Source organism: Thermophilibacter provencensis (genome assembly GCF_030372065.1).
GTDB classification, from domain to species: Bacteria; Actinomycetota; Coriobacteriia; order Coriobacteriales; family Atopobiaceae; genus Thermophilibacter; species Thermophilibacter provencensis_A.
In genome coordinates this window covers 310,361-335,277 of record NZ_JAUDEA010000001.1, presented here as the reverse complement: position 1 = coordinate 335,277, position 24,917 = coordinate 310,361, and the positions used below count along the sequence as shown (strand labels likewise).

Annotated in this window: 22 protein-coding genes; 13 read left to right on the top strand and 9 right to left on the bottom strand. The window is 66.2% G+C overall.

The genetic code is table 11. The features are described 5' to 3' along the window. Positions 1-136: 136 nt before the first annotated feature. Both pyk and QUW25_RS01560 read right to left on the bottom strand, forming a co-directional pair. A complete protein-coding gene (gene pyk / locus QUW25_RS01565) occupies positions 137-1,585 on the bottom strand; it encodes a pyruvate kinase (RefSeq protein WP_289510479.1) in 1,449 nt (482 codons plus the stop codon). Positions 1,586-1,627: 42 nt separating this feature from the next. Continuing rightward, positions 1,628-2,629, bottom strand: coding sequence for a 2-hydroxyacid dehydrogenase (locus QUW25_RS01560; RefSeq protein WP_289510478.1), 1,002 nt, complete (start codon positions 2,627-2,629; stop codon positions 1,628-1,630). Positions 2,630-2,996: 367 nt separating this feature from the next. Here QUW25_RS01560 and QUW25_RS01555 point away from each other — a divergent pair, with 367 nt between their 5' ends. From QUW25_RS01555 to QUW25_RS01505, 11 genes are all read left to right on the top strand, one after another. Continuing rightward, positions 2,997-5,681, top strand: coding sequence for a cation-translocating P-type ATPase (locus QUW25_RS01555; protein ID WP_289510477.1), 2,685 nt, complete (start codon positions 2,997-2,999; stop codon positions 5,679-5,681). A gap of 328 nt (positions 5,682-6,009) precedes the next feature. Continuing rightward, a complete protein-coding gene (locus QUW25_RS01550; protein WP_289510476.1) occupies positions 6,010-7,461 on the top strand; it encodes a hypothetical protein in 1,452 nt (483 codons plus the stop codon). 36 nt (positions 7,462-7,497) lie between these two features. Then, positions 7,498-8,985: an InlB B-repeat-containing protein gene (locus QUW25_RS01545; RefSeq protein WP_289510475.1), complete on the top strand. Its 1,488-nt coding sequence runs from the start codon at positions 7,498-7,500 to the stop codon at positions 8,983-8,985. 256 nt (positions 8,986-9,241) lie between these two features. Next, positions 9,242-10,378 (top strand): ribosome small subunit-dependent GTPase A, encoded by a 1,137-nt coding sequence (gene rsgA, locus QUW25_RS01540; RefSeq protein WP_289510474.1) that lies wholly within the window; start codon positions 9,242-9,244, stop codon positions 10,376-10,378. A gap of 248 nt (positions 10,379-10,626) precedes the next feature. Further along, positions 10,627-11,334 (top strand): SAF domain-containing protein, encoded by a 708-nt coding sequence (locus QUW25_RS01535; RefSeq protein ID WP_289510473.1) that lies wholly within the window; start codon positions 10,627-10,629, stop codon positions 11,332-11,334. Beyond that, entirely contained in the window at positions 11,331-12,593 is a 1,263-nt protein-coding gene (locus QUW25_RS01530) for an AAA family ATPase (RefSeq protein ID WP_289510472.1), read from the top strand. The genes QUW25_RS01535 and QUW25_RS01530 overlap by 4 nt, the downstream gene beginning before the upstream one ends. A 1-nt stretch (position 12,594) precedes the next feature. Continuing rightward, positions 12,595-13,923: a CpaF family protein gene (locus QUW25_RS01525; RefSeq protein ID WP_289510471.1), complete on the top strand. Its 1,329-nt coding sequence runs from the start codon at positions 12,595-12,597 to the stop codon at positions 13,921-13,923. Beyond that, entirely contained in the window at positions 13,902-14,843 is a 942-nt protein-coding gene (locus QUW25_RS01520; RefSeq protein ID WP_289510470.1) for a type II secretion system F family protein, read from the top strand. Before QUW25_RS01525 ends, QUW25_RS01520 begins: the two co-directional genes overlap by 22 nt. Further along, positions 14,843-15,484, top strand: a complete 642-nt coding sequence (locus QUW25_RS01515) for a type II secretion system F family protein (RefSeq protein ID WP_289510469.1) — start codon at positions 14,843-14,845, stop codon at positions 15,482-15,484. The genes QUW25_RS01520 and QUW25_RS01515 overlap by 1 nt, the downstream gene beginning before the upstream one ends. Positions 15,485-15,676: 192 nt before the next feature. After that, positions 15,677-17,182 (top strand): recombinase family protein, encoded by a 1,506-nt coding sequence (locus QUW25_RS01510; protein ID WP_289510468.1) that lies wholly within the window; start codon positions 15,677-15,679, stop codon positions 17,180-17,182. Then, positions 17,182-17,358, top strand: a complete 177-nt coding sequence (locus QUW25_RS01505; RefSeq protein WP_289510467.1) for a hypothetical protein — start codon at positions 17,182-17,184, stop codon at positions 17,356-17,358. The genes QUW25_RS01510 and QUW25_RS01505 overlap by 1 nt, the downstream gene beginning before the upstream one ends. A 76-nt stretch (positions 17,359-17,434) precedes the next feature. Here QUW25_RS01505 and QUW25_RS01500 read toward each other — a convergent pair whose 3' ends face one another. The 7 genes from QUW25_RS01500 to QUW25_RS01470 form a co-directional block, all read right to left on the bottom strand. Continuing rightward, positions 17,435-18,211 (bottom strand): hypothetical protein, encoded by a 777-nt coding sequence (locus tag QUW25_RS01500; protein WP_289510466.1) that lies wholly within the window; start codon positions 18,209-18,211, stop codon positions 17,435-17,437. A 50-nt stretch (positions 18,212-18,261) separates the two neighbouring features. Next, positions 18,262-20,079: a hypothetical protein gene (locus QUW25_RS01495; RefSeq protein WP_289510465.1), complete on the bottom strand. Its 1,818-nt coding sequence runs from the start codon at positions 20,077-20,079 to the stop codon at positions 18,262-18,264. A 186-nt stretch (positions 20,080-20,265) separates the two neighbouring features. Next, the gene (locus tag QUW25_RS01490) at positions 20,266-20,583 is read right to left on the bottom strand and encodes a hypothetical protein (RefSeq protein WP_289510464.1); all 318 of its coding nucleotides are present in this window, start codon (positions 20,581-20,583) and stop codon (positions 20,266-20,268) included. A gap of 94 nt (positions 20,584-20,677) precedes the next feature. Next, positions 20,678-21,112, bottom strand: coding sequence for a hypothetical protein (locus QUW25_RS01485; protein WP_289510463.1), 435 nt, complete (start codon positions 21,110-21,112; stop codon positions 20,678-20,680). Continuing rightward, entirely contained in the window at positions 21,096-23,213 is a 2,118-nt protein-coding gene (locus QUW25_RS01480) for a hypothetical protein (protein WP_289510462.1), read from the bottom strand. The genes QUW25_RS01485 and QUW25_RS01480 overlap by 17 nt, the downstream gene beginning before the upstream one ends. After that, the gene (locus QUW25_RS01475; RefSeq protein ID WP_289510461.1) at positions 23,203-23,646 is read right to left on the bottom strand and encodes a hypothetical protein; all 444 of its coding nucleotides are present in this window, start codon (positions 23,644-23,646) and stop codon (positions 23,203-23,205) included. The genes QUW25_RS01480 and QUW25_RS01475 overlap by 11 nt, the downstream gene beginning before the upstream one ends. A gap of 7 nt (positions 23,647-23,653) precedes the next feature. Then, on the bottom strand, positions 23,654-23,956 hold the full coding sequence (locus tag QUW25_RS01470; protein ID WP_289510460.1) for a hypothetical protein: 303 nt from the start codon (positions 23,954-23,956) through the stop codon (positions 23,654-23,656). Between the two features lie 427 nt (positions 23,957-24,383). On the opposite strand from QUW25_RS01470, the gene QUW25_RS01465 reads away from it, so the two are divergent. Then, positions 24,384-24,707 (top strand): hypothetical protein, encoded by a 324-nt coding sequence (locus tag QUW25_RS01465; protein WP_289510459.1) that lies wholly within the window; start codon positions 24,384-24,386, stop codon positions 24,705-24,707. Between the two features lie 38 nt (positions 24,708-24,745). Continuing rightward, the gene (locus QUW25_RS01460) at positions 24,746-24,898 is read left to right on the top strand and encodes a hypothetical protein (protein ID WP_289510458.1); all 153 of its coding nucleotides are present in this window, start codon (positions 24,746-24,748) and stop codon (positions 24,896-24,898) included. Positions 24,899-24,917: the final 19 nt, after the last annotated feature.

Below are 24,917 nucleotides of genomic sequence, written 5' to 3'. Positions count from 1 at the left end.
GGCCGTCCCGGACGGGCGGGCCGAGCGGGGACGCGGGCCGACGCCCCGGCGAGAAGAACCGTCGGCGCGGGTCCACAAGAGGCCCCGCGACACAGCTGCGTCGCGGGGCCTCAAACGTGCGTGGAGCGAGTTGCGCCTACTGCACCTGCGCCACCATCGCCATGTTGGTGGAGGTGGTGTAGTCACCCAGGCGCGGGGAGGTCTGCGGGTCACCGGCGGTGATGACCACGATGTCACCGGTCTCCACGAGGCCGTTGTTCTTGGCCGTCACGAGCGCGTTGTACAGCGTGCTCGAGAGCGAGCCCTGCTCGGTGGTGCGGTACGCGTAGACGCCCCAGTAGAAGCAGGTGCGACGGATGGTCTGCTCACGCGGCGAGGTGGCAAAGAGCGGCATCCTCGGGCGGAACGTGGAGATGAGGCGCGCGGAGCGGCCGGAGTTGGTCGGCGCGAGGATGCACTTGGCGTTCACGCGGTCGGCCATCTCGAGCGCGGCAAAGCCGGTGGCGCCGTTGACGTTGCGCACGCCGCCGCGGTCGTGGTACTCCTTGCGCTCGGGCAGGTACTTCTCGGTCTCCTTGCAGATCTCGGACATGGTCTTGACGGCATCGATGGGGTACTTGCCGGCAGCGGTCTCGCCAGAGAGCATCACGCAGTCGGTGCCGTCGTAGATGGCGTTGGCAACGTCGGTGATCTCGGCGCGCGTGGGGCGCGGGTTGCGCTGCATGGAGTCGAGCATCTGCGTGGCCGTGATGACCGGCTTGTAGTGCTGGTTGCACTTCTTGATGATGGTCTTCTGGATGTGGGGCACCTGTGCGGCGGGCACCTCAACGCCGAGGTCGCCACGGGCGACCATGCAGCCGTCGGCCTCGTGGAGGATCTCGTCGAAGTTCTTGACGCCCAGGGCGCTCTCGATCTTGGGGAAGATGAGGACGTCGGGGGTACCCATCTCAATGCAGATGCGGCGAATCTCCTGGACGGCCTTGCCGTCGCGGATGAAGGAGGCGGCGATGGCGTCAATGCCCAGCTCGCAGCCAAACATGATGTCCGCGCGGTCCTGGGCGGTGACGGAGGGCAGGTTGATGTTGAGGTTGGGGAAGTTCACGCCCTTGCGCTCGCCGAGCTCGCCGCCGTTGGTGATGGTGCAGTAGATGTCGGTGCCCTCGACGTGGTCGACCTCAAGGCCAATGAGGCCGTCGTCAATCAGGATGACGGTGCCCTTCTCGACCTCCTGCGGGAGGGTCTTGTAGTCAAGCGAGAAGCGCTCGGCGGTGCCCACGACGTCGTCGTCGGTGGTGATGATGCAGGTCTTGCCCGTCTCGAGCGTGACCTTCTGGCCGTCCTCGAGAAGACCGGTGCGGACCTCGGGGCCCTTGGTGTCGAGCATGATGGCCACGGGGATGGCGAGCTCGCGGGAAAGGGCGCGCACGCGCTCGATGTTCTTGCGGTGGTACTCGTGGCTGCCGTGGGAGAAGTTGAAGCGCGCGACGTTCATGCCGTGGAGGATGAGCTGACGCAGCACCTCCTCGTCTTCGGTGGCCGGACCCATCGTGCAGACGATCTTGGTCTTCTTCTTGTTGAATGCCATGGGTGCCCTTTCTATGAGCGGGGGTCGGGACAGCGTCGCTGGCTAGCAGACGACGCTGCGGTCAACAAAGTCGGTGCCGTGGGCAAATGCCTGGGCGTTGTCGAGAGTGACGCGGGCGATCTCAGCAAGGGCCTCGTGGGTGAAGAAGGCCTGGTGGCTGGTCATGACCACGTTGGGGAAGGAGCACAGGCGCGCGGTCACCGAGTCGATGACCTGCCCCGCGCGGTTCTGGTAGACGTTGGGGCCCTCCTCGTCGTAGACGTCGATGCCCGCGGCGCCAATCTTGCCGGAGAGGATGCCGCGGATGAGCGCCTGCGTGTCCACGAGGCCGCCGCGGCCGGTGTTCACCAGGATCACGCCGTTCTTCATCTTGGCGATGGAGTCGTCGTTGATCATGTGGCGGCTCTCCTCGTTAAGGAAGGCGTGGAGCGAGATGAGGTCGCTTCGGCGGTAGAGCTCGTCGTAGTCAACGTACTCGTCGACCACACCCTCGTCGAGAAGCGCCTGGTTGGGGTAGAGGTCGGACCCGAGGACCTTCATGCCAAAGCCCTTGCAGATGCGGCAGAGCGCAGCTCCGATGCGGCCGGTGCCGATGATGCCGGCGGTCTTGCCGTGCAGCGTGTTGCCCACGAGCCCGTCGAGGGAGAAGTCGTTCTCGCGCACGCGGATGTAGCCCTTGCAGATGCGGCGGTTGGCGGCAAGCGCGAGGCCCATGGCGTGCTCGGCGATGGCCTCGGGGGAGTACGCGGGCACGCGTGTGACGCGCATGCCGAGGTCCTGGGCAACCGCCACGTTGACGGCGTCAAAGCCCGCGCAGCGCATGAGGAGGAGCTTGACGCCAAAGCCGGCGAGAATCTCGAGGGTCATGGCGCCGCAGTCCGCGTTGACGAAGGCGCAGACGGCGTCATAGCCGCGCGCGAGCGCCGCGGTCATGGGCGTGAGGTTGGACTCGGTGAAGTCGATCTTGATCTCGGGGTAGTCAGCGAGCTCCTTCTGGAACGAATCCTTGTCGTAGCTGGCCGTTCCGTAGAAGAGGATGTTCATTCAGACGCTTCCTTTCCCTTTGCGCGAAGGCGCAGAACATTAGCCTACCGAAGCCAAGTTTAGCGCAGGCAAGGGGTACGTAAGCACCTCGCTCACCGAAAACAGCTTGAATCTGAAATCGGTTTCGTATAAGTGATGGCGGGCGGATTGGTGACAAGGGTGACAGGGTAGGTTGTCACCCTTGTCACCAATCCGCCCCGCCGCATCACAGGTTTTCAATGTTTTATTGGCAGGAAATTGGGTAAAATTGACGATTGTTCTGTCAGCTGCCCGACATGGCAGCCTTGACGAGCCCTTGCCCCTCCTGGGGAATTATGACCGGGCGTCAATCTGTCGGGCCAATGTCCTACCCAGGAGGAGAAATACGTTGAAAGAGTACCTAGCGTCTGCCAACGACGTGCTGGGTGAGCTTTCCTCTAACGAGGAGAGCGGCCTCACCGCGGCGGAGGCCTCGAGCCGCCTGTCGCAGTACGGCCACAACGAGCTCGACAAGGAGGAGAAGACCCCGCTCTGGAAGCGCTTCTTCGAGCAGATGGCCGATCCGATGGTCATCATGCTCATCGTGGCCGCCTTCATCTCGGCCATCACGGGCGTGATCCAGGGCGAGCCGGAGTGGGCAGACGTCATCATCATCATGGCCGTTGTCATCATCAACTCCGTGCTCGGCGTGGTCCAGGAGGCCAAGTCCGAGCAGGCCCTCGAGGCGCTCCAGCAGATGTCCGCCGCGCAGTCCAAGGTCATCCGCGACGGCAAGCTCGAGCACCTTCCCTCCGCGGACCTCGTCCCCGGCGACATCGTCCTTCTCGAGGCCGGCGACTCCGTGCCCGCGGACTGCCGCGTCCTGGAGAGCGCATCCATGAAGATCGAGGAGGCGGCGCTCACCGGCGAGTCCGTGCCCGTTGAGAAGCACGTCGAGCCGATCGCGCTTGCCGCCGACGCCGACGACGTGCCCCTCGGCGACCGCAAGAACATGTGCTACATGGGCTCCACCGTGGTCTACGGCCGCGGCAAGGCAGTCGTTGCCGCCACCGGCATGAAGACCGAGATGGGCAAGATCGCCGACGCCCTCACCACCGCCAAGAAGGAGCTCACCCCGCTCCAGATCAAGCTCAACGAGCTCTCCGGCATCCTCACCAAGCTGGTGCTCGCGATCTGCGTGATCATCTTTGCCGTCGACCTCATCCGCCACGGCGGCGAGCTCGGCTCCAACCCCGAGATGATCCTCGACACCTTCATGGTTGCCGTGTCCCTGGCCGTTGCCGCCATCCCCGAGGGCCTCGTGGCCGTGGTCACGATCGTCCTCTCCATGGGCGTCACCAAGATGAGCCGCCGTCAGGCCATCATCCGCAAGATGACCGCCGTGGAGACGCTCGGCTGCACCCAGATCATCTGCTCGGACAAGACGGGCACCCTCACGCAGAACAAGATGACCGTCACCAAGCACGAGCTCTGCGGCCCCGAGGACCTGCACCTGCGCGCCATGGCCCTCTGCTCCGACGCCAAGTGGGACGCCGAGAAGGGCGAGGCCGTGGGCGAGCCCACCGAGTGCGCGCTCGTCAACGACGCCGCCAAGGCCGGCTTCTACGAGGGCGGCAACGACGCGCGCTACGAGCGCGTGGGCGAGGCCCCCTTCGACTCCGGCCGCAAGATGATGTCCGTTGTGGTGAAGACCCCCGAGGGCACCTTCGAGCAGTACACCAAGGGCGGCCCTGACGTGGTTCTCGCCCTGTGCACCAAGGTCATGAACGCCGACGGCACCGTCGAGCCCATGACCGAGGCGCGCCGCACCCAGATCATGGCCGCCAACAAGTCCATGGCCGACCAGGCCCTGCGCGTGCTGGCGAGCGCCGTTCGCGAGCACAAGGCCCTGCCGGACGACTGCACGCCCGCCGGCCTTGAGCACGACCTCACCTTTGTGGGCCTCTCCGGCATGATCGACCCGGTCCGCCCGGAGGTCACGCAGGCCATCGTGGAGGCCAAGGAGGCCGGCATCCGCCCGGTCATGATCACCGGCGACCACATCGACACCGCCGTGGCCATTGCCAAGGAGCTCGGCATCATCAACGACGCCTCCCACGCCATCACGGGCGCCCAGCTCGACAAGATCTCCGACGAGGACTTTAAGGAGCAGGTCACCCAGTACAGCGTCTACGCGCGCGTCCAGCCCGAGCACAAGGCCCGCATCGTCGACGCCTGGAAGAGCCGCGGCAAGATCGTGGCCATGACCGGCGACGGCGTGAACGACGCTCCGTCCATCAAGCGCGCCGACATTGGCGTGGGCATGGGCATCACCGGCACCGACGTCACCAAGAACGTGGCCGACATGGTCCTCGCGGACGACAACTTTGCCACCATCATCAACGCGGTGGAGGAGGGCCGTAGGATCTACGACAACATCCGCAAGGTCATCCAGTTCCTGCTCTCCGCCAACATCGCCGAGGTACTCTCGGTCTTTGTGGCCACGCTCGTGGGCTTCACGATCTTCCAGCCGGTCCAGCTGCTCTGGATCAACCTCATCACGGACTGCTTCCCGGCGCTGGCGCTCGGCATGGAGGAGGCCGAGGGCGACGTCATGAAGCGCAAGCCGCGCAACGCCTCCGACGGCGTCTTCGCCGGCGGCATGGGCGTCGACATCGTCTTCCAGGGCATCGTGATCACCGCCCTGGTCCTGGCCTCGTTCTTCGTGGGCGTCTACCTCGACATGGGCTACATCAACATCGCGGACATGATCGCCGGCACCGCCGACGAGGAGGGTGTCACCATGGCGTTCATCACGCTCTCCATGGTCGAGATCTTCCACTGCTTCAACATGCGCAGCCGCCGCGCGTCGCTGTTCAGCATGAAGACGCAGAACAAGTGGCTGTGGGGCGCCGCGCTTCTTGCCTTCATCCTCACCGTCGTGGTGGTTGAGGTGCCGTTCCTGGCCGATATGTTCGGCTTCATGGAGCTCCCGATGGAGGCGCTGGCCGCCGCGCTTGGCCTTGCGTTCCTGATCATCCCGATCATGGAGGTCTACAAGGCCGTCATGCGCGGCATCGAGAAGGACCAGTAGTCCTTTCCGGAATCGAGCCTCTTGGGGGCGCCGACCTGCGGGTTGGCGCCCCCTTCTTGTCTTTGGGGTTCTTCTCGACCCTAGGTCCTTCTCGACCCCGTGCCCCTCTCGACTCGCTGTTGTCCGCTAATAATTGCGGACAACACTGACCTACGGCCGAGAAGAACGCGCTTGGACCCCTGTTGTCCGCATTTTTTTGCGGACAACGCAAATGTGCCCTGGGCCAGGTAGACCGCTCGGCGCCGGGACGGGGGTCCTTCGCGGGCGCGCCCCCCTGTCCTCAGCAATCTTTCAGGTATGGTGGGGTCACCGTCTGAAAGGAGTCCCCATGTCGCCCAAGCCCGCGCTCCGCAGGGTTGCCCCGCTGCTCGTGGCCCTGCTCGTGCTCCTCTTGCCGTCCGTTGCCCGCGCGGCGGACACGCAGGACATGTACCGCCTTTACAACCACTGGTCGGGCGAGCATCACTACACCGCGGACGCCGTCGAGCGCGACCGGCTCAGGAAGCTCGGATGGACCTACGAGGGCGTTGCCTGGACCGCCCCGGTTACCTCCAACACCCCCGTCTACCGCCTCTACAACCCCTACGCGCCCCAGGGCGACCACCACTACACCACCAGCAAGGGGGAGTACGACAGGCTCGCGGAGATCGGCTGGCGCCAGGAGGGCGTGGGCTGGTACTCCGACGACGACAAGGGCGTGGAGCTCCACCGCCTGTTCAACCCCTACGCGCTCTCCTGCACGCACCACTACACCGCGAGCGAAGAGGAGCGCGACGCACTCGTGAAGCTGGGCTGGCGCTACGAGGGAACCGCGTGGTACGGCGTGGCGGAGAAGCCCGCGGAGCCCGAGAAGCCGGTTGAGCCCGAGACCCCAGTCGAGCCCGAGGAGCCCCCGGTCACGCCCGAGGAGCCCCCGGTCACGCCCGAGGACGACTTTGTCTACGAGAAGAACGACGACGGCACCTTTGACATCGTTGGATACACGGGCTCGGACGAGTCCGTCATCGTGCCGGCGCGCCACGAGGGCGGCGACATCGACTGCGTTGACTTCAAGGAGGAGAAGACCCCCAACCTCGCCAAGATGAGGCACCTCTCCTTTGAGGAGGGCTCGAGGGCCACCGCGCTCATGCTCGGTTCCTATGACGAGAACAACAGCATCTACCTGGAGACGATCGACCTCTCAAATCTCACGGAGCTTGAGGTCATGGAGATCTGGGACCAGGGGACGCTGAGCGGCCTTGACCTGTCCAGCCTGAGCAAGCTCGAGCTTGCGGGATACATAAACGCGGACTGGATCGTGCGGGGCGACACGTCGTGGGATGCGGTGACGTCCTACACCCGCCCGCGCGCGTTCGAGGGCGTGAAGCTTGGCGAGAACGACTCCCTTACCCAGCTTGATGTCCAAGCCGGCTGCTTTGCCGGAGTCGCGGCGCCCGAGCTCTCCGAGGCTCCCAAGCTGCGGTCCGTGAGGCTGATCGCATACGGGCTCTCGAGCGTCGATCTTGACGGGCTGTCGCGCCTGAGCATCGTTGACGTCTCGTTCAACGACCTCACGGCGCTTGACCTGGATGTCTCTGGGTGCCCGGACCTGCGCCGGGTGACCTGCGAGGCCAACCGGATCGCTCACCTCGACGTGGCGCTCGTGCGCAAGCTTGGGGAGCGAGGCGGAGACCTGAACTGCGCGTATAACCGCCTCGACAACGTTGACGAGATTCAGTCCGTGGCGCAGGAGTACCCGGACCTCTACCTGAGCATCGAGCCTCAGGGCGCGTGGCGATAGACGCGAGAAGACCGGCAGACAAGAGAAGGGAAGATAATGAGAAGGAATAGGCTTGCGACCGCGCTTGCCGCACTGATGGTGTTTCTCGCCTGCCTGGTAGTGCCGCAGGTGGCGAGCGCGGCAGCCTTTGACGCGGGTGACCTTGCGCTCTACGAGCTCAACGGCAAGACGACCACCCTCAAGGAAACGTACGGCGGAACGCGGCGCGTTGTCATCGTAGGCAGGCCAACGTGCTCCAACACCACGAATACCATCGCCCAGGCGGAGAAGATCGCCGCCATGGGCTCTGATATCACCTTCATTGTCTTGGACAACGACGGTAAGAGGGAGGCCTTCGCCGAGGCGTTCTCTTCTCGGCAGACGAGCCGAGTCCGGTTTGCCTCGCCGACCACGGCCGCGCAGTCAAGGCTCTACTACAACTGGGCGCAGAGTGCCCTTCGGGCGTCCGGCAGCACTTCGGGCAACATCATGCTGCCGTTTGTCGTTCTTATCAACGAGAACAACCAGGTGGTGAACGTGAACACGGGTCTGCAGACGCTCTCGTCCCTTCTCGCAAAGCAGGGATGGTCGGCCACGGACGGAGACGGCACGTACCATACGGTCGAGTTCAACACCCAGGGCGGCCCCTGCATCTCGGCGCAGCAGGTCAAGGACGGCTCGTGGGTCATTGAACCTGAGGATCCCGAGTGGGGCAATCACATCTTTGCCGGCTGGTACTACGTGACGCAGATGGGCCTTGTTGAATATGACTTCACCAATCCTGTGACCGACGACCTGTGGCTCATTGCCGAGTGGGCAGACTTTGACCCGATGACCGACGACGAGGTCGACTACAACAACTGTGGTCAGTTCCCGCCGGTCACGGTGACGTTTGACTCCCAGGGCGGTTCTAAGGTTGCCTCCCAGGCGGTTGAGGTCTACAAGCGAGTGGCGCGACCGAGCGATCCCGTGCGCGAGGGATACGTCTTCGTGGGGTGGTACACGACGGCGGACGGCAACCTTACCTGGGACTTTGAGGATGACCGCGTCTCGACAGATTCCATGACCCTCTACGCTCGCTGGAAGCCCGTGAGCTCGGGACAGGAACAGAAGCCGGGGGACACCCCCTCCGCTGAGAAGACCGTGACGATGTATCGCCTCTACAACCAGTACACGGGCGAGCACCTCTACACGTCGTCGGCTTCCGAGAAGAACGGTCTGGCCGAAATCGGTTGGACCTACGAGGGCGTGGGCTGGGTGGCGCCGGCTTCGGGCGACCCCGTCTACCGGCTGTTCAACCGCTACAACGACGACCACCACTACACCACGAGCGCCAAGGAGCGCGACTCCCTGGTAGCCATCGGCTGGACGGACGAGGGCGTGGGCTGGTACTCGGGCGGCTCGGTGCCGGTGTTGCGCCAGTTCAACCCCTACGCGGTGACCGCCACCCATAACTACACCACGAGCAAGAAGGAGAATGACGCGCTGGTGAAGATCGGCTGGCGTGCCGAGGGAACCGGCTGGTACGCCGTGAGTGCGGGCTAGGCGGGCTCCTCGCCGTTGTCCGCAAAATATTGCGGACAATGGGCCCTGGCGGCCCTGAAGAACCCATCTGAGCCTCTGTTGTCCGCAATTTTTTGCGGACAACACGGACCCTCCGCCGAGAAGAACGTGTCTGGACCCCCGTTGTCCTCAATAATTTGCGGACAACGGGGGTCAACGTTGGAGCACGGGGGTTTCGGGCTTCCCGCGCGCCCTATAATCTCAGGGGACATGTGGTGCCGAGAAGAACGGGGCGCGTGTGGCAAAGCGGGGCCAGAAAAACCAGTCCGTGCGCAAGCGGCGCGAGAGCCGCGCGCAGGCCATCACCCTTCCTGCCATCGACGCCCTGCGTGACCTGCCGTCCTTTGGGGACCTTCGCCTGGACGACGCTCAGCGCTCCGCCTTTGAGGCGTTTCTCGCCGCGTCGGAGAACGCCGGTGAGATGCACCTGGGCTTTGTGGTTCGCCTGGACCGGGGATACCCCCTCGTGGTCACCGCGGATGACGCCTTCCGCGCGGAGCACGCGGTCTCCTTTGCCAAGCAGGACGCCGAGAAGGACGAGTGCCTGCTGCCCGCGGTGGGCGACTGCGTGGCCGTTCGTCGCGCTCCCGGTCACGACATGGGCGTCATCGAGCGCGTGCTGCCGCGCCGCACGTCGTTTGAGCGCTGGCGCGGGCGCAGCCGTGGAGAGAAGCAGGTTCTTGCCACCAACGTTGACACCATCCTCATCGTCCAGGCGCTCGGCGCGGGAGACGTGCTGCTCGACCGCGTGGCGCGCTCGCTCGTGCTGGCAAACGACTGCCATACGACCCCCATCGTGGTGCTCACCAAGGCGGACCGCTGCTCGCAGGAGGAGCTCGAGCGCGACGTGAGCCGCGTGCGCAGCCTCGTGGGCGAGAAGGTCCGTGTGATCGTGACCTCGTCCGCGGCGGGGGAGGGCCTCGACGAGGTGCGCTCCTGCGTTCCCGCCGGCACCTGCGCGATGATCCTCGGCGAGTCCGGCGCCGGCAAGTCCACGCTGCTCAACGCCCTTCTCGGCCATGACGCACTGGCAACGGGCGAGGTCCGCGAGCGTGACGACAAGGGCCGTCACACCACGGTTGCTCGCGTGATGGTGAAGCTTCCGGGCGGGGGAACCATTGCCGACGCCCCCGGCCTGAGGAGCCTCCCGCTCGTTGGTCACGAGCGGGGACTCTCGGTCACCTTCCCGGAGATTGCGGAGGCCGCGGGCGTCTGTCGCTTCAACGATTGCACGCACGTTCACGAGCCCGGGTGCGAGGTGCGCGCCCTGCATGCCGCGGGGGGCATCTCAGACGAGCGTCTTCGCTGCTACCTTGCCCTGGCACAGGAGATGCGCGCGAGCGCTCAAGCGCTCGACCCGGACGTGGTCATTTAAATCAATCGAGAAACTACGCACTCCTCTCATGTGGAGGACGTGTGTGCGTGGTGGTTGCAAAAATAGTTGAGCATCGCTTCTGGCGCGCCCCATAAATCATGCGCCTCTAGAAAACCTGGCAGATAGCCGGCGGCTACGGGGAAGGTTCGTGTCCGACTTTCTCGGAAGAATCCGCTGGCTCCTGCCTCATGGGGCGAGAATTCCCTCACCGACCGCCCAAAGGGGGCGCGGCGAGAGGGGAGAGGCCCATGAGACGACGCTTTAGGCTGGTGCTATCTGGCTCATGCGCGGTTCTGGCCGCGATGGCGTGCCTGCTCTATGGCGAGCACACGCGAGAGGAGGCCGAGCGCGCCCGCGCGGAGGCGCTGGAGCGCTACGGCGGCGAGGTGGTGAGCCTCGTCGTGGCCACGGAAACCATAGAGGCGGGCGGGGTCATAGACAGGAGTAACGTTGCTGAGCGCGACTGGGTCTCAGACCTCGCGCCGGCCGATGCGGTGACGGGGATAGACACCGTCCTCGGCGACGAGGTGAGCGTGCCCGTCTCGGCGGGCGTGCCGCTCACGGCGCTCAACTTTCGTGACGCGGAGGATGCCGTCGAGGTTCCCGCGGACCGCATGGCGCTCTCCGTTCCCGTGAGCGACGACATGGGCATCGCCTCGTCGATGGAAGTGGGCGCCACGCTCGCGGCGTACGAGGTGTCGGACATGGGGGTGCGCCTCCTCGCAGATGACCTGCAGGTTCTTGCCTCCCCGCAGGGCTCGGGCGGTCCGCTCTCCTCGGGCTCGGTCACGGTGGCCGTTGCTCCGGCGGACGTGGCGCAGGTCCTCGCGGCGAGCGGGGAGGGAAGCCTGCGCCTGGCGCTTCCCGGCGAGGGTGCGCTCGAGCTTACCCAGGAGGTCCCTGTCACCCCAACGGAGGTCACTGCCAGCGAGACGGGGGAGGCTGAGGGCGCATGAGCACCTGGATGGTCTATTGCGCCGAGAAGAGTCGCGAGGCGCTTCTGCGGGCGCTTGGCGTCATTGACGAGGGAATCACGGCGTGTTTTGCCAACGGGTGCGATGACCTGCGGGAACGCGTGGCGTGCGGCGAGCCCGGCGAGTATGGCGTTGCCGTGGGCCCGGCGTCCGAGGGAGTCTCGGACATAAACCTCGCCGCCGCCGTGGCAAATGACGGCAACGCGCGATGCGTGGTCCTTGCCCAGGAGGGCGTCTCCGGCTCGTTGCGGTCCCGTGCCGCGCGTGCGGGGATTGACCTCGTGGTTGACCTCTCCGAGATTCCCGAAGAGCCGCGGGCGAGAAGTGAGGCGGGCCCTTTGGATGGGGGTCCAGGCGTGCCCGCCCCGCTCGTCCCGGCTCGGAGGGGAATCGAGTTGCCTGACATCTCGCAGCGCGCGCCCATTCTGGTTGTGTGCTCGGGGCGCGGGGGCGTGGGCAAGACCGCGGTGGCCTCCGTTGCCGCGTGCGTCGCGGCACGGTGGGGCATGCGCGCGTGCCTGGTCGACCTCGACCTCTCGTGCGGTAACGCGCGCGGGTGCTTTGGCGCGCCGGGAAAGTCCGACCTCGCCTCGCTCGCCTCCGTTGACGGGGTGCCGGGAGACGACCAGCTGAGGAGGCTCTGCGTCTCCGCGGCGCCGGGGGTCAGCGCGATGGGCCCCTGCGACCTGCCCGAGACCGCCGAGCTCGCCCTCCCGTACGCGGGTGCGGTGCTCGACTTTGCCGCGCGCGAGTATGACCTGGTGCTCGTTGACACGTCGACCACCTTCACGGACGCCGTGGCGCAGGCGGCGCAGATGGCAGACCGCCTCGTCATCGTCTCCGACGGCAAGACGGGGTCAATCTCGTCCGTGGCTCGCATGAGCGGGCTCGCCATCAGGCTCGGCGTGGCAAGGACCAAGGTCGCGCGGCTCGAGAACCGGGCGGATCCTCGGGAGAAGACGAACTACGCCCTCGGCAGGGCCGAGGTGGGGCTTGAGGCGGCGCGCGTCTTTCGCGTCTTTGACGGCAGGCAGGAGGTCGGTGACCTCCTTTCGTCGGGGCAGGCGTATGACCTCGCCGAGCCCGGCTACCCCTTTGCGGACTCCGTCGCAACGTTTCTGGCGCAGCTGCTCCAGGAGCTGGGAAGGCTGCCGGAGCATGACGAGGCGCGCCGCGCCGCCGAGGGAACGCGGTCCGGGCGCCTGAGGTCCCTGTTTGGGCTGAGGAGGGAGGCGAGGTAGCATGGGCGTCCTCGAGCGCGTGCGAGAGGTCGAGCGGGAGCATGACGCCGCCCCGGCGTTGGCGACGAGGGCTCGCCTGCGCTCGGAGCGCGAGGCGCTCAAGGGCAGGCTCATCGAGCGCCTGGGCCTCGCCACGATAGCGAGCATGCTCGCCGAGGGAGACGTGCGCCAGGCGCGCTCGGAGATCCGCGTTGTCCTGGAGGCGATTCTCAACACGCAGGAGCATGACTCCCTTGACGCCAACGAGCGGGAGACGCTGCTGCGCCAGGTCATCGACGAGGTGTGCGGGCTTGGCCCCATCCAGCCGCTGCTCGAGGACGACCAGATCACCGAGGTTATGATCAACGGCTGCGGCGCCCTGTTCTTCGAGCGCGGCGGCGAGCTCTACCCTGCAGACGCCGTCTTTGACTCCCCCGAGCAGATCATGATCGTCATGGACCGCATTCTCGCGCCGCTCGGGCGCCGTCTTGACCGTGCGAGCCCCATCGTGAACGCGCGCCTTTCCAATGGGGACCGCGTCAATGCCGTTGCGGCGCCCATCGCCATCGATGGGCCGGCGGTGACCATCAGGAAGTTCTCCGACCGCATACGCTCGCTCTCGCGCCTGGTGGATCTTGGGTCCCTTCCCGCCTGGTTCGCCCAGATTCTCTCCTGGGCGGTGCGGGTCCGACGGTCGATCGCGGTTGCCGGGGGAACGGGCTCCGGAAAGACGACCCTGCTCAACGCGCTCTCCTGCGAGATTCCCGTTGGCGAGCGCATCGTGACGATAGAGGACTCTGCCGAGCTGCGCTTTGACACCCACCCCAACGTGGTGCGCCTCGAGGCGCGGGACAGCTCGATCGAGGGATCCGGGGAGATCACGATCAGGGAGCTCGTCAAGAACGCCCTGCGCATGAGGCCGGACAGGATCGTCGTGGGCGAGGTGCGCGGCGAGGAGTGCGTCGACATGCTCAACGCGCTCAGCACGGGTCATGACGGCTCGCTCACCACCCTCCATGCGGGAAGCGCCGAGGAGGCGGTGATGCGCCTCGTGCTCATGGCGCGCTTTGGCATGGACCTCCCCACCAACCTCATAGAGGAGCAGATCGCAACGGCCATCGACCTCATCGTCGTGACCAGGAGGCTTGCGGACGGCACGCGCGTCGTGACGTCGCTGACCGACGTCTCGCGTGGCCCCGGCGGGGCGGTCCAGCTCGATGAGCGCGTCTCCTTTGACCTTGCGTCGCGCTCGTGGAGGCTCGTTGCCGAGCCCACCTTCGTGGCCACCGCCCTGGAGGACGGCCTGCTTGACGCGGGGGAGGTGGAGTCATGGAGATCGCTTTTCCCCTGATGGCGGCCCTTGCTGCCGCGCTTGCCCCGTTCTCCCTTCTTGGGGGAGACCCGGATGCCTCACAGCTCCTCTCAACGGGGCGGCTGAGAAGGACGGTGGGTCGCACCGTCCGCCTGCTCGGCCGCATGGGGAGGGCGCGCCCGCTCTCTCGCCTGCTCGAGCTGGGCGTTACCCGGCGCGCGGCGGGGGAGCTCGCGGATACCGCGCTGGCACGGGAGGTCGGTCTTGACGCGTATGGTGCCGTTGCCTCTCTGGTCTGCGCCGTGCTGCTCGTTACGCTGACGGCGAGCGCGGTGTTCTGGTCCGTGGTTGCCGGGGTTGCCTCAGGCGTGGCCACCGTGGCCCTCGTTGCTGCTCGGGACGCCTCCAGGCGCCAGAGGGCAAAGCGCGAGGTTGCCATGGCGATGCCGGGAATCTACCGAACGCTCTCGGTTGCCCTCGGCTCGGGCCAGACACTCTCCCAGGCAGTGGAGTACGTGGGTGCGCACGAGCGTGGAGCGGCAGCGGGGATCTTCGCGAGGATGTCGCTTCGCCTCAGGTGCGGGGTGAGCACGGAGGACGCCGTTAGGCAGCTTGCCGAGGAGCTCGAGGTCTCGGGTGCTGACCTTCTCGCCGCCGCGCTCGTGATCTCGCACCGCACGGGAAGCCCGCTGCGCGACCTGCTCACGAGGTCCGCGCGGCTCGCCGAGCGCCAGGGGGAGTTCGAGCGGCTGCTCGCCGTCAAGACGGCGCAGGTGAGGCTCTCGGTGAAGATCGTCTGCCTGCTGCCCGTGGTGATGGTCGGCGTGCTCGCCATCATCTCGCCGGACTTTCAGAGCGGTCTGCTCACGCCGGTTGGGATGGGGTGCGTCCTTCTCGCCGCGGGACTCGACGCCCTTGCGCTCGTTCTCATCAGGCGGCTCGTGAGGGCGGTGATCTAGTGGACGTGAGCTCGGTTGCCCTGCTCGGCGCCGCCTCGCTTGCAGGGGCGTGCTCGGTCATGGCTGCCTCTCGGCTGCCGAGAAGAACCTCGCGTCGGAGGGTCGCGTCGTCCCTGTCTCGGGTGACGGAGCTCGTCGCGCGCCTGCCGCCGGTCCGTCGTGCAGCGCGTGCTGAGGAGCGCCTGCGGCGGAGGAGGGAGTGCCTCGGCGAGCTGCCGGTGCTTCTCGACGTGATGACGCTCGGGCTCTCTGCGGGCCTCTCCTTTGACGCCTCGCTCGAGCTCTACTGCTCGCGCTACGGGAACGTGCTCGCCCGCGCCTTCTCCGAGGCGATGCTCAGCTGGAGGATCGGCGCCGTGAGTCGCGAGACCGCCCTCTGGGAGCTGGCCGAGGAGCTGGACGTGACCGCGTTGCGAAGGTTTGCCTCCGTGGTGGGTGAGTCCCTCGCCTTTGGGACCCCGCTCGCCGAGGCGCTTGAGCGCCAGGCGCAGACCATGCGAGAGGAGCAGCGCTCGCAGGTTGAGGAGGAGATAGAGCGCGTTCCCGTGAAGATGCTCGTCCCCCTGGGGACGCTGATCGTGCCGGCGATGTTTCTGGCGATTCTGGGCCCGCTTCTTGGGTCCGCGGTGATGGTTGGGTAGGGCATGTGCCCTCAGAGGAAGGGAGCGAGAAATGCGAGAGCAAATTGCGGGTGGGGCGGCTTGGCTGCGCGGCGTGGTGGCGGACGAGCGCGGCCAGGGAACGACGGAGTACGCCATTCTCGTGGGCGTACTCGTGGTCACGAGGGTACAATTTTCGCAAAGGTCGGTAAAACGCGAGGTCGGGAGGCTGTTTTGTCGGAGTCTAGCATCAAACGGGCGGCCATCTATCTGCGAATTTCACAAGACCGCCACAAGAAGGGCGACGCGATACGTAGACAACGCGAAGACTGCGAGTATACCTGTCGCTGGCACAAGTGGGAGGTCGCCGCCGAATACGTGGACCAGTCGAAGTCTGCCTACTCGGGCATCGACCGCCCGGAGTTCGACCGCATGGTCAACGATTTCCGGGCGGGCAAGTTCGACGTCATCGTGGCGTGGAAGCTCGACCGCCTCGTGCGTCGCGTCGGTACCCTCGCCGACATGGTCAGCGAGGTTCAGGGAGAGCGACCCGAGGACGGTCTGCGCATTTGCACGAGCGACTGCGGCCTGCTCGACCTCACGACCTCCGACGGGCGCTACCTCGCGACGATGTTCGCCAACAATGCCGAGTTTGAGAGCGCGCGGAAGGGCGAGCGCGAGCGGCGGGCAAACCTCCAACACGCGCTCGAAGGACGACCGAGGCGCGGCTCGCAACGCTGCTACGGGTACACGATTGACCGCGAAATCATCCCCGAAGAGGCAGCGCTCGTGCGGGCGTGCTACCGTGCGTACCTCTCAGGCCACGCCACGAACGCCATTCTGCGGGCGCTGAACGGCGATGACGGCTCTACGGCATATCCGGCCCTACGAGAGGCCCTAGCGGGCCTCAAGGGGCCTCAGAAGCCGTGGACACGCACGCGGCTGAAGTACCTACTGATCAATCCGAAATACTGCGGATTCGTCGCCTACGTCTCGGAGCCCGCGAGGCCGGGCATGAAGCGCCGTCAACGTTCCTGCATCGTCGCCGAGCGCATCGTCCGAGACGACGACGGCCAACCCGTCCACGGCGACTGGGAGCCCATCATCACCGAGGCCGAGTGGTACGCGGCACGCGAAAAGGCACTCGCACGGCAGCGTGGGAAGCAGCCGAACTGGCGAAAGCACATCGGCTCGGGCATCTACCGCTGCGGCGTCTGCGGCGGGGTCATGTACGCGGGAAGCGGTAGCTACCGCTGCAAAACGCCGGGTCACGCGTGCCGGTTGCAGAAGCCCATCGACGACCTCGTTCTGCGGACGGTCCGCGAACGGCTCGCGCGGGGCGACCTCGCGCAACTGCTCCCGCACGACGACTCGGGAAGACTCGCGGAAATCGAGACCGAGCTGGCGGACTGCGAGGCGAAACTAAGGCGGTATCAGGAGGACTATCGAGCCGGGTTCATCGGCGGTGCGCACTTCAAGGAGTGGACGGACGAGGAAACCGAACGGCGCGACCGCCTCATCGCCGAGCGCGACGGCCTCACGACGGACCCGACCGGCGGCATCCTGACCGCTGACGACCCCGTCGCGGCGTTCGATGCCATCGCAGACGACCCGATTCGCGTCGGCGGCATCATCGACTACCTGATGACCGTGACTATTGACAAGAAGTCCGTGACGACCAAAGGACGTGGGCGGAAGTTCAACTACACGGGCATTCACATCAAATGGAAGGAACACTGATGAACGACCACGACAAACGACTCATTGACGCCATGCTGGAAAACGCAGCCTGCATGCTTTCCGACGAAGAGCGCGGATGCTATGACCCGACGTGGTTAGCGGGATACGTTGCCGCGATGATCCATGCGACGGAGACCGTCTTCGAACTCGCGACCGCAGACGACTTGGCGGCGTGACCAGCATCGGCGCCGTGAAAAAGCCCGCCTGACGGCGGGCTTTTTCAGCGCAAAGCGAGGTATGACGCAGTTGATGCTAGAAAATTGCGGCACCCTCGTCGTAACCGATGACCGAGACCTCAATCTCGTGCAAGGTCTCCGCCGGGATGTCCGCCACGTCGAACGTGTAGACGCTTCCGAGGCGCGGGTTGAAGAACCCGAGGCGCTTGACGGCGCGGTACTCCTCGGCATGGACCGAGTGCAGGCCCATGAGCCAGTACATGACCACCTGCAACGTGTGCTTGTTGGTCGGCGGGTTCACGGAGCACTTGAAGTCCCAGAGCGTGTCGGCGGTCATGAAGTCGCCGTCGCCGGTCTGCACCGTGTCAGTGTAGGCCCCCTCGAACGTGAGGCCGTCGTGTGTGACGGGACCGTACTCCTCGAAGAACTTGAGGCCGGACTCCACCATCGCGCGCACGTTCTCGATGGTCGCCGCGTTCGGGTCAATCTCCTCCACGGGGCGGTAGGTCATGCGCCCGGCACGGTAGACCGTATCGAAGCCCGCGAGTCTGATGGCGGCCACAATCGATCGGTCGTCGAGCCCCGTCACCTGCTTACCGTAAAAATCGGCGTCTTCGAGGATGATGGACGCGCCGAGATAGCTGATGTCGAACGCCTCCCTGACCGGGGTGCCGGTCATGAAGCGTGTAAGGTAGTCCACCGCGATGCCCACGAGGCCCGGGCTGACGTTCTCCTCCTTGGGGTCGTGCGGCGGCACGATGCCGAGGTTCGTCTCCTTGAGAGCCTTGCGAGGGTTGACGTAACCGCCGCGCGGCTGCTTGATTTCCTTGATGCGTTGGGTGACTGACGGCATGGTTCCTCCTTAGAACAACGTTGATTATATTATCGCACCTCGACCGGACATTAACGCTCGATGCCCCTGTCGTTGGATTGCTTGCGGGGCTCCCAGTCGGTCCGCACCTCGCGCGGGACGCCGGGCGCGGGGACGCGGGCCGTCGCGGTCGCGTGCGCGCGGCCCTCGGCGCGGGCCTGCTCGGCCTCGGCGGCGCTCAGGGCCTCGTCCCACGCCGCGCGGTCGAGCGTCGACGCCTCGGGCACGAGGGCGTCGTCGAGCGTCGTGAGCGCCTCGGAGAAGACGCCGTGGACCGTCCTGAAGAACCTCGCCGTGGCCTTGCGGCCCTTGCGGTCGTTGTCCATTTGCATTCGCTTGACCGACCCGCACAGGCCCTCAAGCAGCGAGACCAAGCCCTCGCGGAACTCGCGCAGGGCGTCGCGCTCGCGGCGGGACTCCTCGGTCGCCTGCTCGTAGCCCGCGCGCGCCTCCTTGGTGACCTTGACCGTCTCGCGCAGGCCCGGCTCATGGACGGTCGGCGGCTTGTGCCCGTTCGCGCGGTAGGCGGCCCAGTAGTCGTCGTGCGCCCGCTTCTCCGCGACGACGCGCTCGCCGATGTTCGCGGGGTCGTGCGGCGGCAAATAGTCAGCCTCGGTCGCGGGGCGGTCGTAACCGTCGAGCAGGCGCGTCGCCTCGGCGCGGTCGCCGTCGAGCTTGGCGCGGTCCTCGGCGAGCCGTTCCTCGCCCGCCTTGAGCGCGCGGTCGCGCTCGTCGAGCGCGGCGGAGCGAGCGGCGTTCGCCGCGTCGATCCGCACGCCCTCGGCGCGCTTGGCGGCGTTGTCGCGCTCAAGGCGCTCGTTCTCGGCGCGCAGTCTCGCGTTCTCGGCCTTGAGGCCCTTGGTGCCGAGCGCCGTGTGACCGTCCTTCGTTTGGTAGCTCTCACCCGCGTAGAGGTCGCGCACGCGCCTTGCCTGCACGGCCTCCCGCTTGGCGGCCTTAACCTCCGCCTCAGCGGCGTTGCGGACCACCTTCGCCTCGGCTTCGGCGGCAGCCACACCCTGCTCGTAGGCCCGCTGGTGCGTGGCGCGAAACTCGTCCAGTTCCATGTGTTCGCGGTCGCTCCGCTCGCGGTCGAGCCGGATGCCGTAGCCGTTCTCGGCGAACCACTGGTCCACGGCGTCCTCGAAGACGCGGCGCATCTCGGCGGTGTAGGTCGAGACGCGCGTGCACCGGCGCTCGTACTCCTTGTCGGTCTCGGGGCGCGCCTTGCGCTTCCCCTTCGGCTTAATCATCTTGCGCGGGGGATGCGCCTTCTCGATGTCCATGTCCTTGAGCGCCGCGTCCATGTTCATCGTCCCGTCGTCCGCGAGGACGGCGTCAATCTTGTGGACGTGCGGGCTCTCGTCGAGGTGCAGGTCGATGGCGACGGTCTCGATGCGCGCCTTGGAGCCGTTCGCGGCGGCGCGCGCGTTGAGGCCTGCCTGCCACTCGTTGATGGCCTTGAGCCCCGCGCGGAGCGCGGGCGTCGTGTCGAACGTGGTCTTGACGTTCCCGACTTGCAGAATCGTCTCGTTCATCTGGTTGCGCTTCATGTCGCAGAACTCGTCGAAGGTCTTCCGGCGGCCCGGGTTGCGCTTCCAGCCGTCGGAATGAACGGCGCGCTCGTACTCGGCGCCGAGATGCGCCTTGTACCACTTGCGCGCCGCCTTGACGGTTACTCCGACCTGACGCCCGCCGGTCAGCTCGGAGCCGTCCGGGTTGATGTGGACGTTGCCGCGACGGCCCTTCTTGAACTTGTCGTTATCCTCACGGTAGAGGCTGCCGTCGTTGTGCGCGAGCGAGTAACCGCCGCGCTGCGAGTGGACGCTCGCCTTCACCTTCTCGCCCATGTCGTGGCCTCCCTGATTCGCGTCGGTTGTTGAAACGGGTGTGCAGGGCGTAAGCCCGCACACCCGTAACGCAGTACGTGGCGTGCTCCGCACGCCACCGCCCCTTCGGGGCGCTGCGCCGTCCTCGCTTCGCTCGGACGGGGCGCAGGGGCCCCGGCACGAGACCGGGACCCCGCGAGCGCGGCACTAGCCGCGCTGCTCCGCCTCAGCCGCGTCCCGGCGCGCCTTGCGCTCCGCGCGGCGACGCCGGTCCTCGGCGAGGCGCTGCTCCTCGCGCTCCTCGAAGAGCGCCGCGAGCAGGTCGCCGACCGACCCCGAGAGCGGCACCTGCCGCTGCTGCGCGGAGCGCACCAGCGCCTCGATGCTCGTCCCGAACGCGATGCGGGCCATGCCCGCGTCGCGCTTCGCGGTCTCCTTCGCGATGCGCTCGGCGCGGTCCGCCTTGAGCTTCGCGAGGTGCGCCTCGGCGTCGGCGATGCGCTCGTCCATCGTCTTCGTGTTCATCGTCGTTACCTCCGTTGTTACTCGAATCCGTCACTCGCTCGCCCGGTCGCGCGGGATTAGGGCGGGTCCCGCGCTCCCTGCGTCGCCTCGGTCGTCATCGCCGGTCGCCGCCCTGTTCCTCAAAGCGGCGGTTCACGGCGATGAACGCCGCGCGCCACTTGCGGTCGGACTCGCGCCACTTGCGGGCGCGGATGCGCCGCTTGCGCTCGTCCTCGCGCAGGTCGTCGCGAAGCCGTTCAAGGACGCGCAGCCCCTCCTCGTCGCCGCGACGCCGGGCGTCGCGCATCGCGACGGGAAGCGCCTCGCGCAGCGCGCCGATGCTCACCGTCGGGGTCCCGTCGAGGGTTCGGAGCGAGCAGCTGTCCCGCGTGACGAACTGGCGGACGAACTCGATGCAGTTCGCGCGGTGCTCCTCGGCGGCGCTGGCACCGTTGAGCCGGATGCCGACGCGGGCGAGCGCCCGGGCATCCTCGGCGAAAACCGGTGCCAGCTCGGGGGCGCGCCTCGTGCGCCTATTCTGGGTCGTCATGTTCGTCACCTCCCTCCGGGAGGGCGCGCGGAATTGCCGGGCCGCCTGGCAGCCCGTAGCGCGTCGGCGCGTCGGCGTCCGCGCCGTCGAGCTGCGGCGCGTAGCCGTCCGCAGGGCCCGGCATCTGCGGAATCGCGCCCGTCGTCATGAGCGCCACATAGCGCTTGTAGATGCAGAGCGCGGCCTCGTGGCACAGCTCCTCAAGCTCGCCGTCGGTCAGCCGCTCGCCCGCGCGCCCGTCAACATCGCGGATTACGGCCGCGCCCGCACCGTAGGCCGAGAACATGGCCGGGAGCGGGGCGAACAGGTAGCCGAGCCCACGCAGCGTCGTTGTCAGCGGGTCGCCATACTCGTCGAGTCTTCCCGTCGGAACGTCGTTGAGGTCGTATGGCCGCTCGGCCCGCGTGTCGCCCTTGCTCAGCTCCACGTTGTAATAGCCGTATTCGTACGGATTGAAGACTCGGACGCGCCAGAGGATGCGGCGGATGAACTGGTCCACGGCCTCGTTTGCGGTGCAATCCGCACGGGACGCAGCCCCATAGAAGAACTCGGCGGGCTCCTTGGTACTGGTGATAATGATTACGCGTGGCGCTACCGAAGGCTTGTTGTGATAGCGCGCGCTCGCCGGGCTCGCGTGGTAGGGGTCGAGCAGCTTGAGCCAGTCCTCTGCGGTCATCGCCTGCCCGCGCACGTCGTCTAGAAGCATCACCTCGGCCCCGTGGTAGTCGTCCAACGCGTTTTTCGCGGCGAGCACGTCGGTTCGCCAGTCGTAGCGCTGTCGGAAGAAATCGCACCAGCCGTAGGCCATCTCGGTCTTGGCGGAGCCCGCCGCCCCCTCGATGTAGATGATGGTCTTTCGGAACATCCCCCTGCGCAGGGCGTCCGTCGCCCGCATCATGCGCGCCTCGTCGTAGGCCGTGAACGCCGCCTCAAGCGTCGAGCGGGCCGTCTTGTCCGCCCAGATTCGCGTGTACTCGTCCTGCAGGAGAATCATGTCGCGCGTTACCCGGCCGTCGAGTATGCCGTCAACGAGGCCCGCGAGCTGCTTCTTGTCGGTCGCCTCGGCGGCGACATTCCCGGCCCGCCCCAGCTCCCACTGGTAGCGGTTCTCCGCCCAAACCTCGTGGTACGGCGCGCCCTTGAGCGTGTAAACGTCGTCCGGCGAATAGTGGAACTTCTCGGGCTTGTTCGCGGGCGCGAGCGCGTGGATGGCATAGGCGCACTGCGTGAGCCATGCGAGCCGCCCCTTGACCTTATTCCGCTCGATTTGCTCGGGCGGGATGCCGAGCCGTTCGGCGAGATTCGCGATCGTGAGGCCCTTGTCGCGCCCCGCGAACTTGATGAAGAAGTGCAGGTGCCAAACCTTCGGCAGGTCGAGCAGGTAGCGCCCCGCAGCCTCGTCCCAGACGGGCGGCTTCATGTCGCGGTCGTGGCGGATGGCGTAGCAGTCCGTAACCTCGCAGTCGTCGCCGTCGCCGAGCTTCGCCCAGAAAATGTCGGCGAGCGCGCGCCAGTCGCCGTCGGCCTCGGGGTCGAGCGCCGCGTCGGCGACGGCCCGCTCGTCATCGGTCCAGCCGACGTAGGCACTCATGGGGTCCGCGAGCTGCGAGGGGGCGCGCATCGCGAACATCAGGATGGTGCAGCGCTGGTCGCCGCCGGACTTGCCGCCGCCCTTCTTCTTCCCGCGCTGCCCGGCGGCGCGGCGGGCCTTGCGGTTCGGGTGCGCGGCGCGGTACTCGGCCGCGAACTTGTCAACGCCGGCCTTGCCGCCGTCGCACAGCTTCACGCCGTGCCCGTGGCCCTCGTCATCCTCGTAATAAAACTCGTCCCACAGCTCCCAGTGCTTACGGACGTTCTCCGCCTCATCGGGAGGGAGCAGCGAGAGCACGGCCATCTGCTGGTCGCGGTCGAGCTTCCCGAAACCGGCCTTGCCGTTGAGGTGCGGGGCCTCGTCCTCGAGCTTCGTGAGCGCGATGAACTTCGATGAGAGCTGCACGTAATAGGTCGGGCAGGCGGCAACGGTCACAGCGGCATCATCGAGAACGTAGTCCTCCGGGCGAAAAACATCACTCGGAGAAAGCTCGGAGGCGTCAACCGGCATCGTGCTCACCCCCGTTTGCGAGCGCGACAATAAGGTTTTCGGGCGAGGCAAAATGCGACATATTGTTTACCTGCGGAAACGTCGCAAAAGCGCAGGTAAAAGGCCGTGCAAAACGGCGCGACAATAAGATTATATTGTCGCGCCAAAAACAGGCCGGTTTACCTGCGGAAACATTGCAAAAGTCAAGGTCAGACATATTGTCGCGTAAAAAATATGCATAAATGCGCTGAGAAACAGCGGCGCGGGCGCGGAGAAAAAAGGCCGAGAGGAAAACAAAACAGGCCGGTTGAGCAGGGAGAATTTGCGCGGGGCGGCCCAAAGACAAGCCCTGGGCCGCCCGCGCGTTATATGCATTTTCACCGCACATATTATGCACGGCGCGACAATTGCAATTTGATTTAGAAAAAGTTTTGCGGCGCGGGTTCAGCATCACGAATCACCTACCGAAGCAGCTCAGCGAGCTTCGCCCTGCCCTCGGCGGAGAGCGCCGGGGCCTTGCTCGCGATGCTCTTGGCGAGGCGGTCGAGGATTTCATCCTCAGTCATGGGCGCGGGCTCGCGGAGGCGGCGCGCATCGACGCGAGCCTCGCAGTCCTCGGCGCAGACCATGCGGCGGCGCGTCTCGTCGTCGAGGTAGTTGCGAACGGCGTTGGCCTTCACCCATTTCATGAGTGCGGCGCGCGAGCCGTAGCCACGCTTGACGGCCTCCTGAACGGTAACAAACTCGGGATTGAACTTGGACATGGAAACCTCGGAAATCCCCGCTGCATGTGCAGCGGCCCACGCATTTCTGCGTGGCTCGTTGGGATTTCCGCGGCTGAATAGGGCACTGAATTAGCGGGTCCGTCCGCACGTTTTTCGGGCGGCGGCTGACTGTTACGGGGTCCGGCCAATGAAATAAATGACCCCGAGCCATCGTCTGCGAGCAGTATACCCCATGTTTCGTGTCTACTGACCTTTGCTTTTCTTGACCACTCGTGGTGATCGCAATCCTGGCGATCGTTGCCTTTAGGGAGCGGGTGGCCGAACTCTGGCAGGCCATCTCGGATGGCATCAACTCCCTGTGAGAAGGGCAGTCCTCGCCGCAGCGCTCTTTTTGTTGCTTGTGGGGGCGGGAGTCCTGCTCGCCTCCTCGTGCGGGCGAGATTCCGGGCTCGAGGAGAGCTCTGAAGTGGCCCAGGGGCCCAACGAGGGACGCGAGGGCGAGGCCGCGGCAGGGGACGATGCGGCTCCGGGAAGGGAGCGCTACGAGAGCGAGCTTGGGCTTGTTGACGAGGCGAGCCGCATTCTGGAGGAGCGCGCGGGCGTCGCGGACTCGGTCGTGGTCCGCTCTGGCTACCTGGACCTCTCGGGAAAGGTGTGGGCGTGCGTGCTGCAGGGGGAGGGATACGTGGAGGTGCTGATGGTGAGCGAGTCCCCAGGGGGCGCGGGGAGCGAGGTGGTCTCGTGGAGCATGGACGTCGAGGATGCGGCCGCTTTGGCTGGGGCTGGTTAAGGGGGTCCCATGCTCAGGCGACTACGGAGTATCTGCTCGTGCTCAGCGCGTTTCTGGCGGCCATTGTCGCGCTCGCGCTGCTCTGGCACGGCGTGCGCGACGGGGGTCTCGTCAGGCTGGCAACCGATGCCGCCTCCCATGGGGCGGGAGGCGGCATCGTCCCCCTGCTCAAGGACGTTCTGGGGTACTGAGGCGCGCGCTCATGCAGGC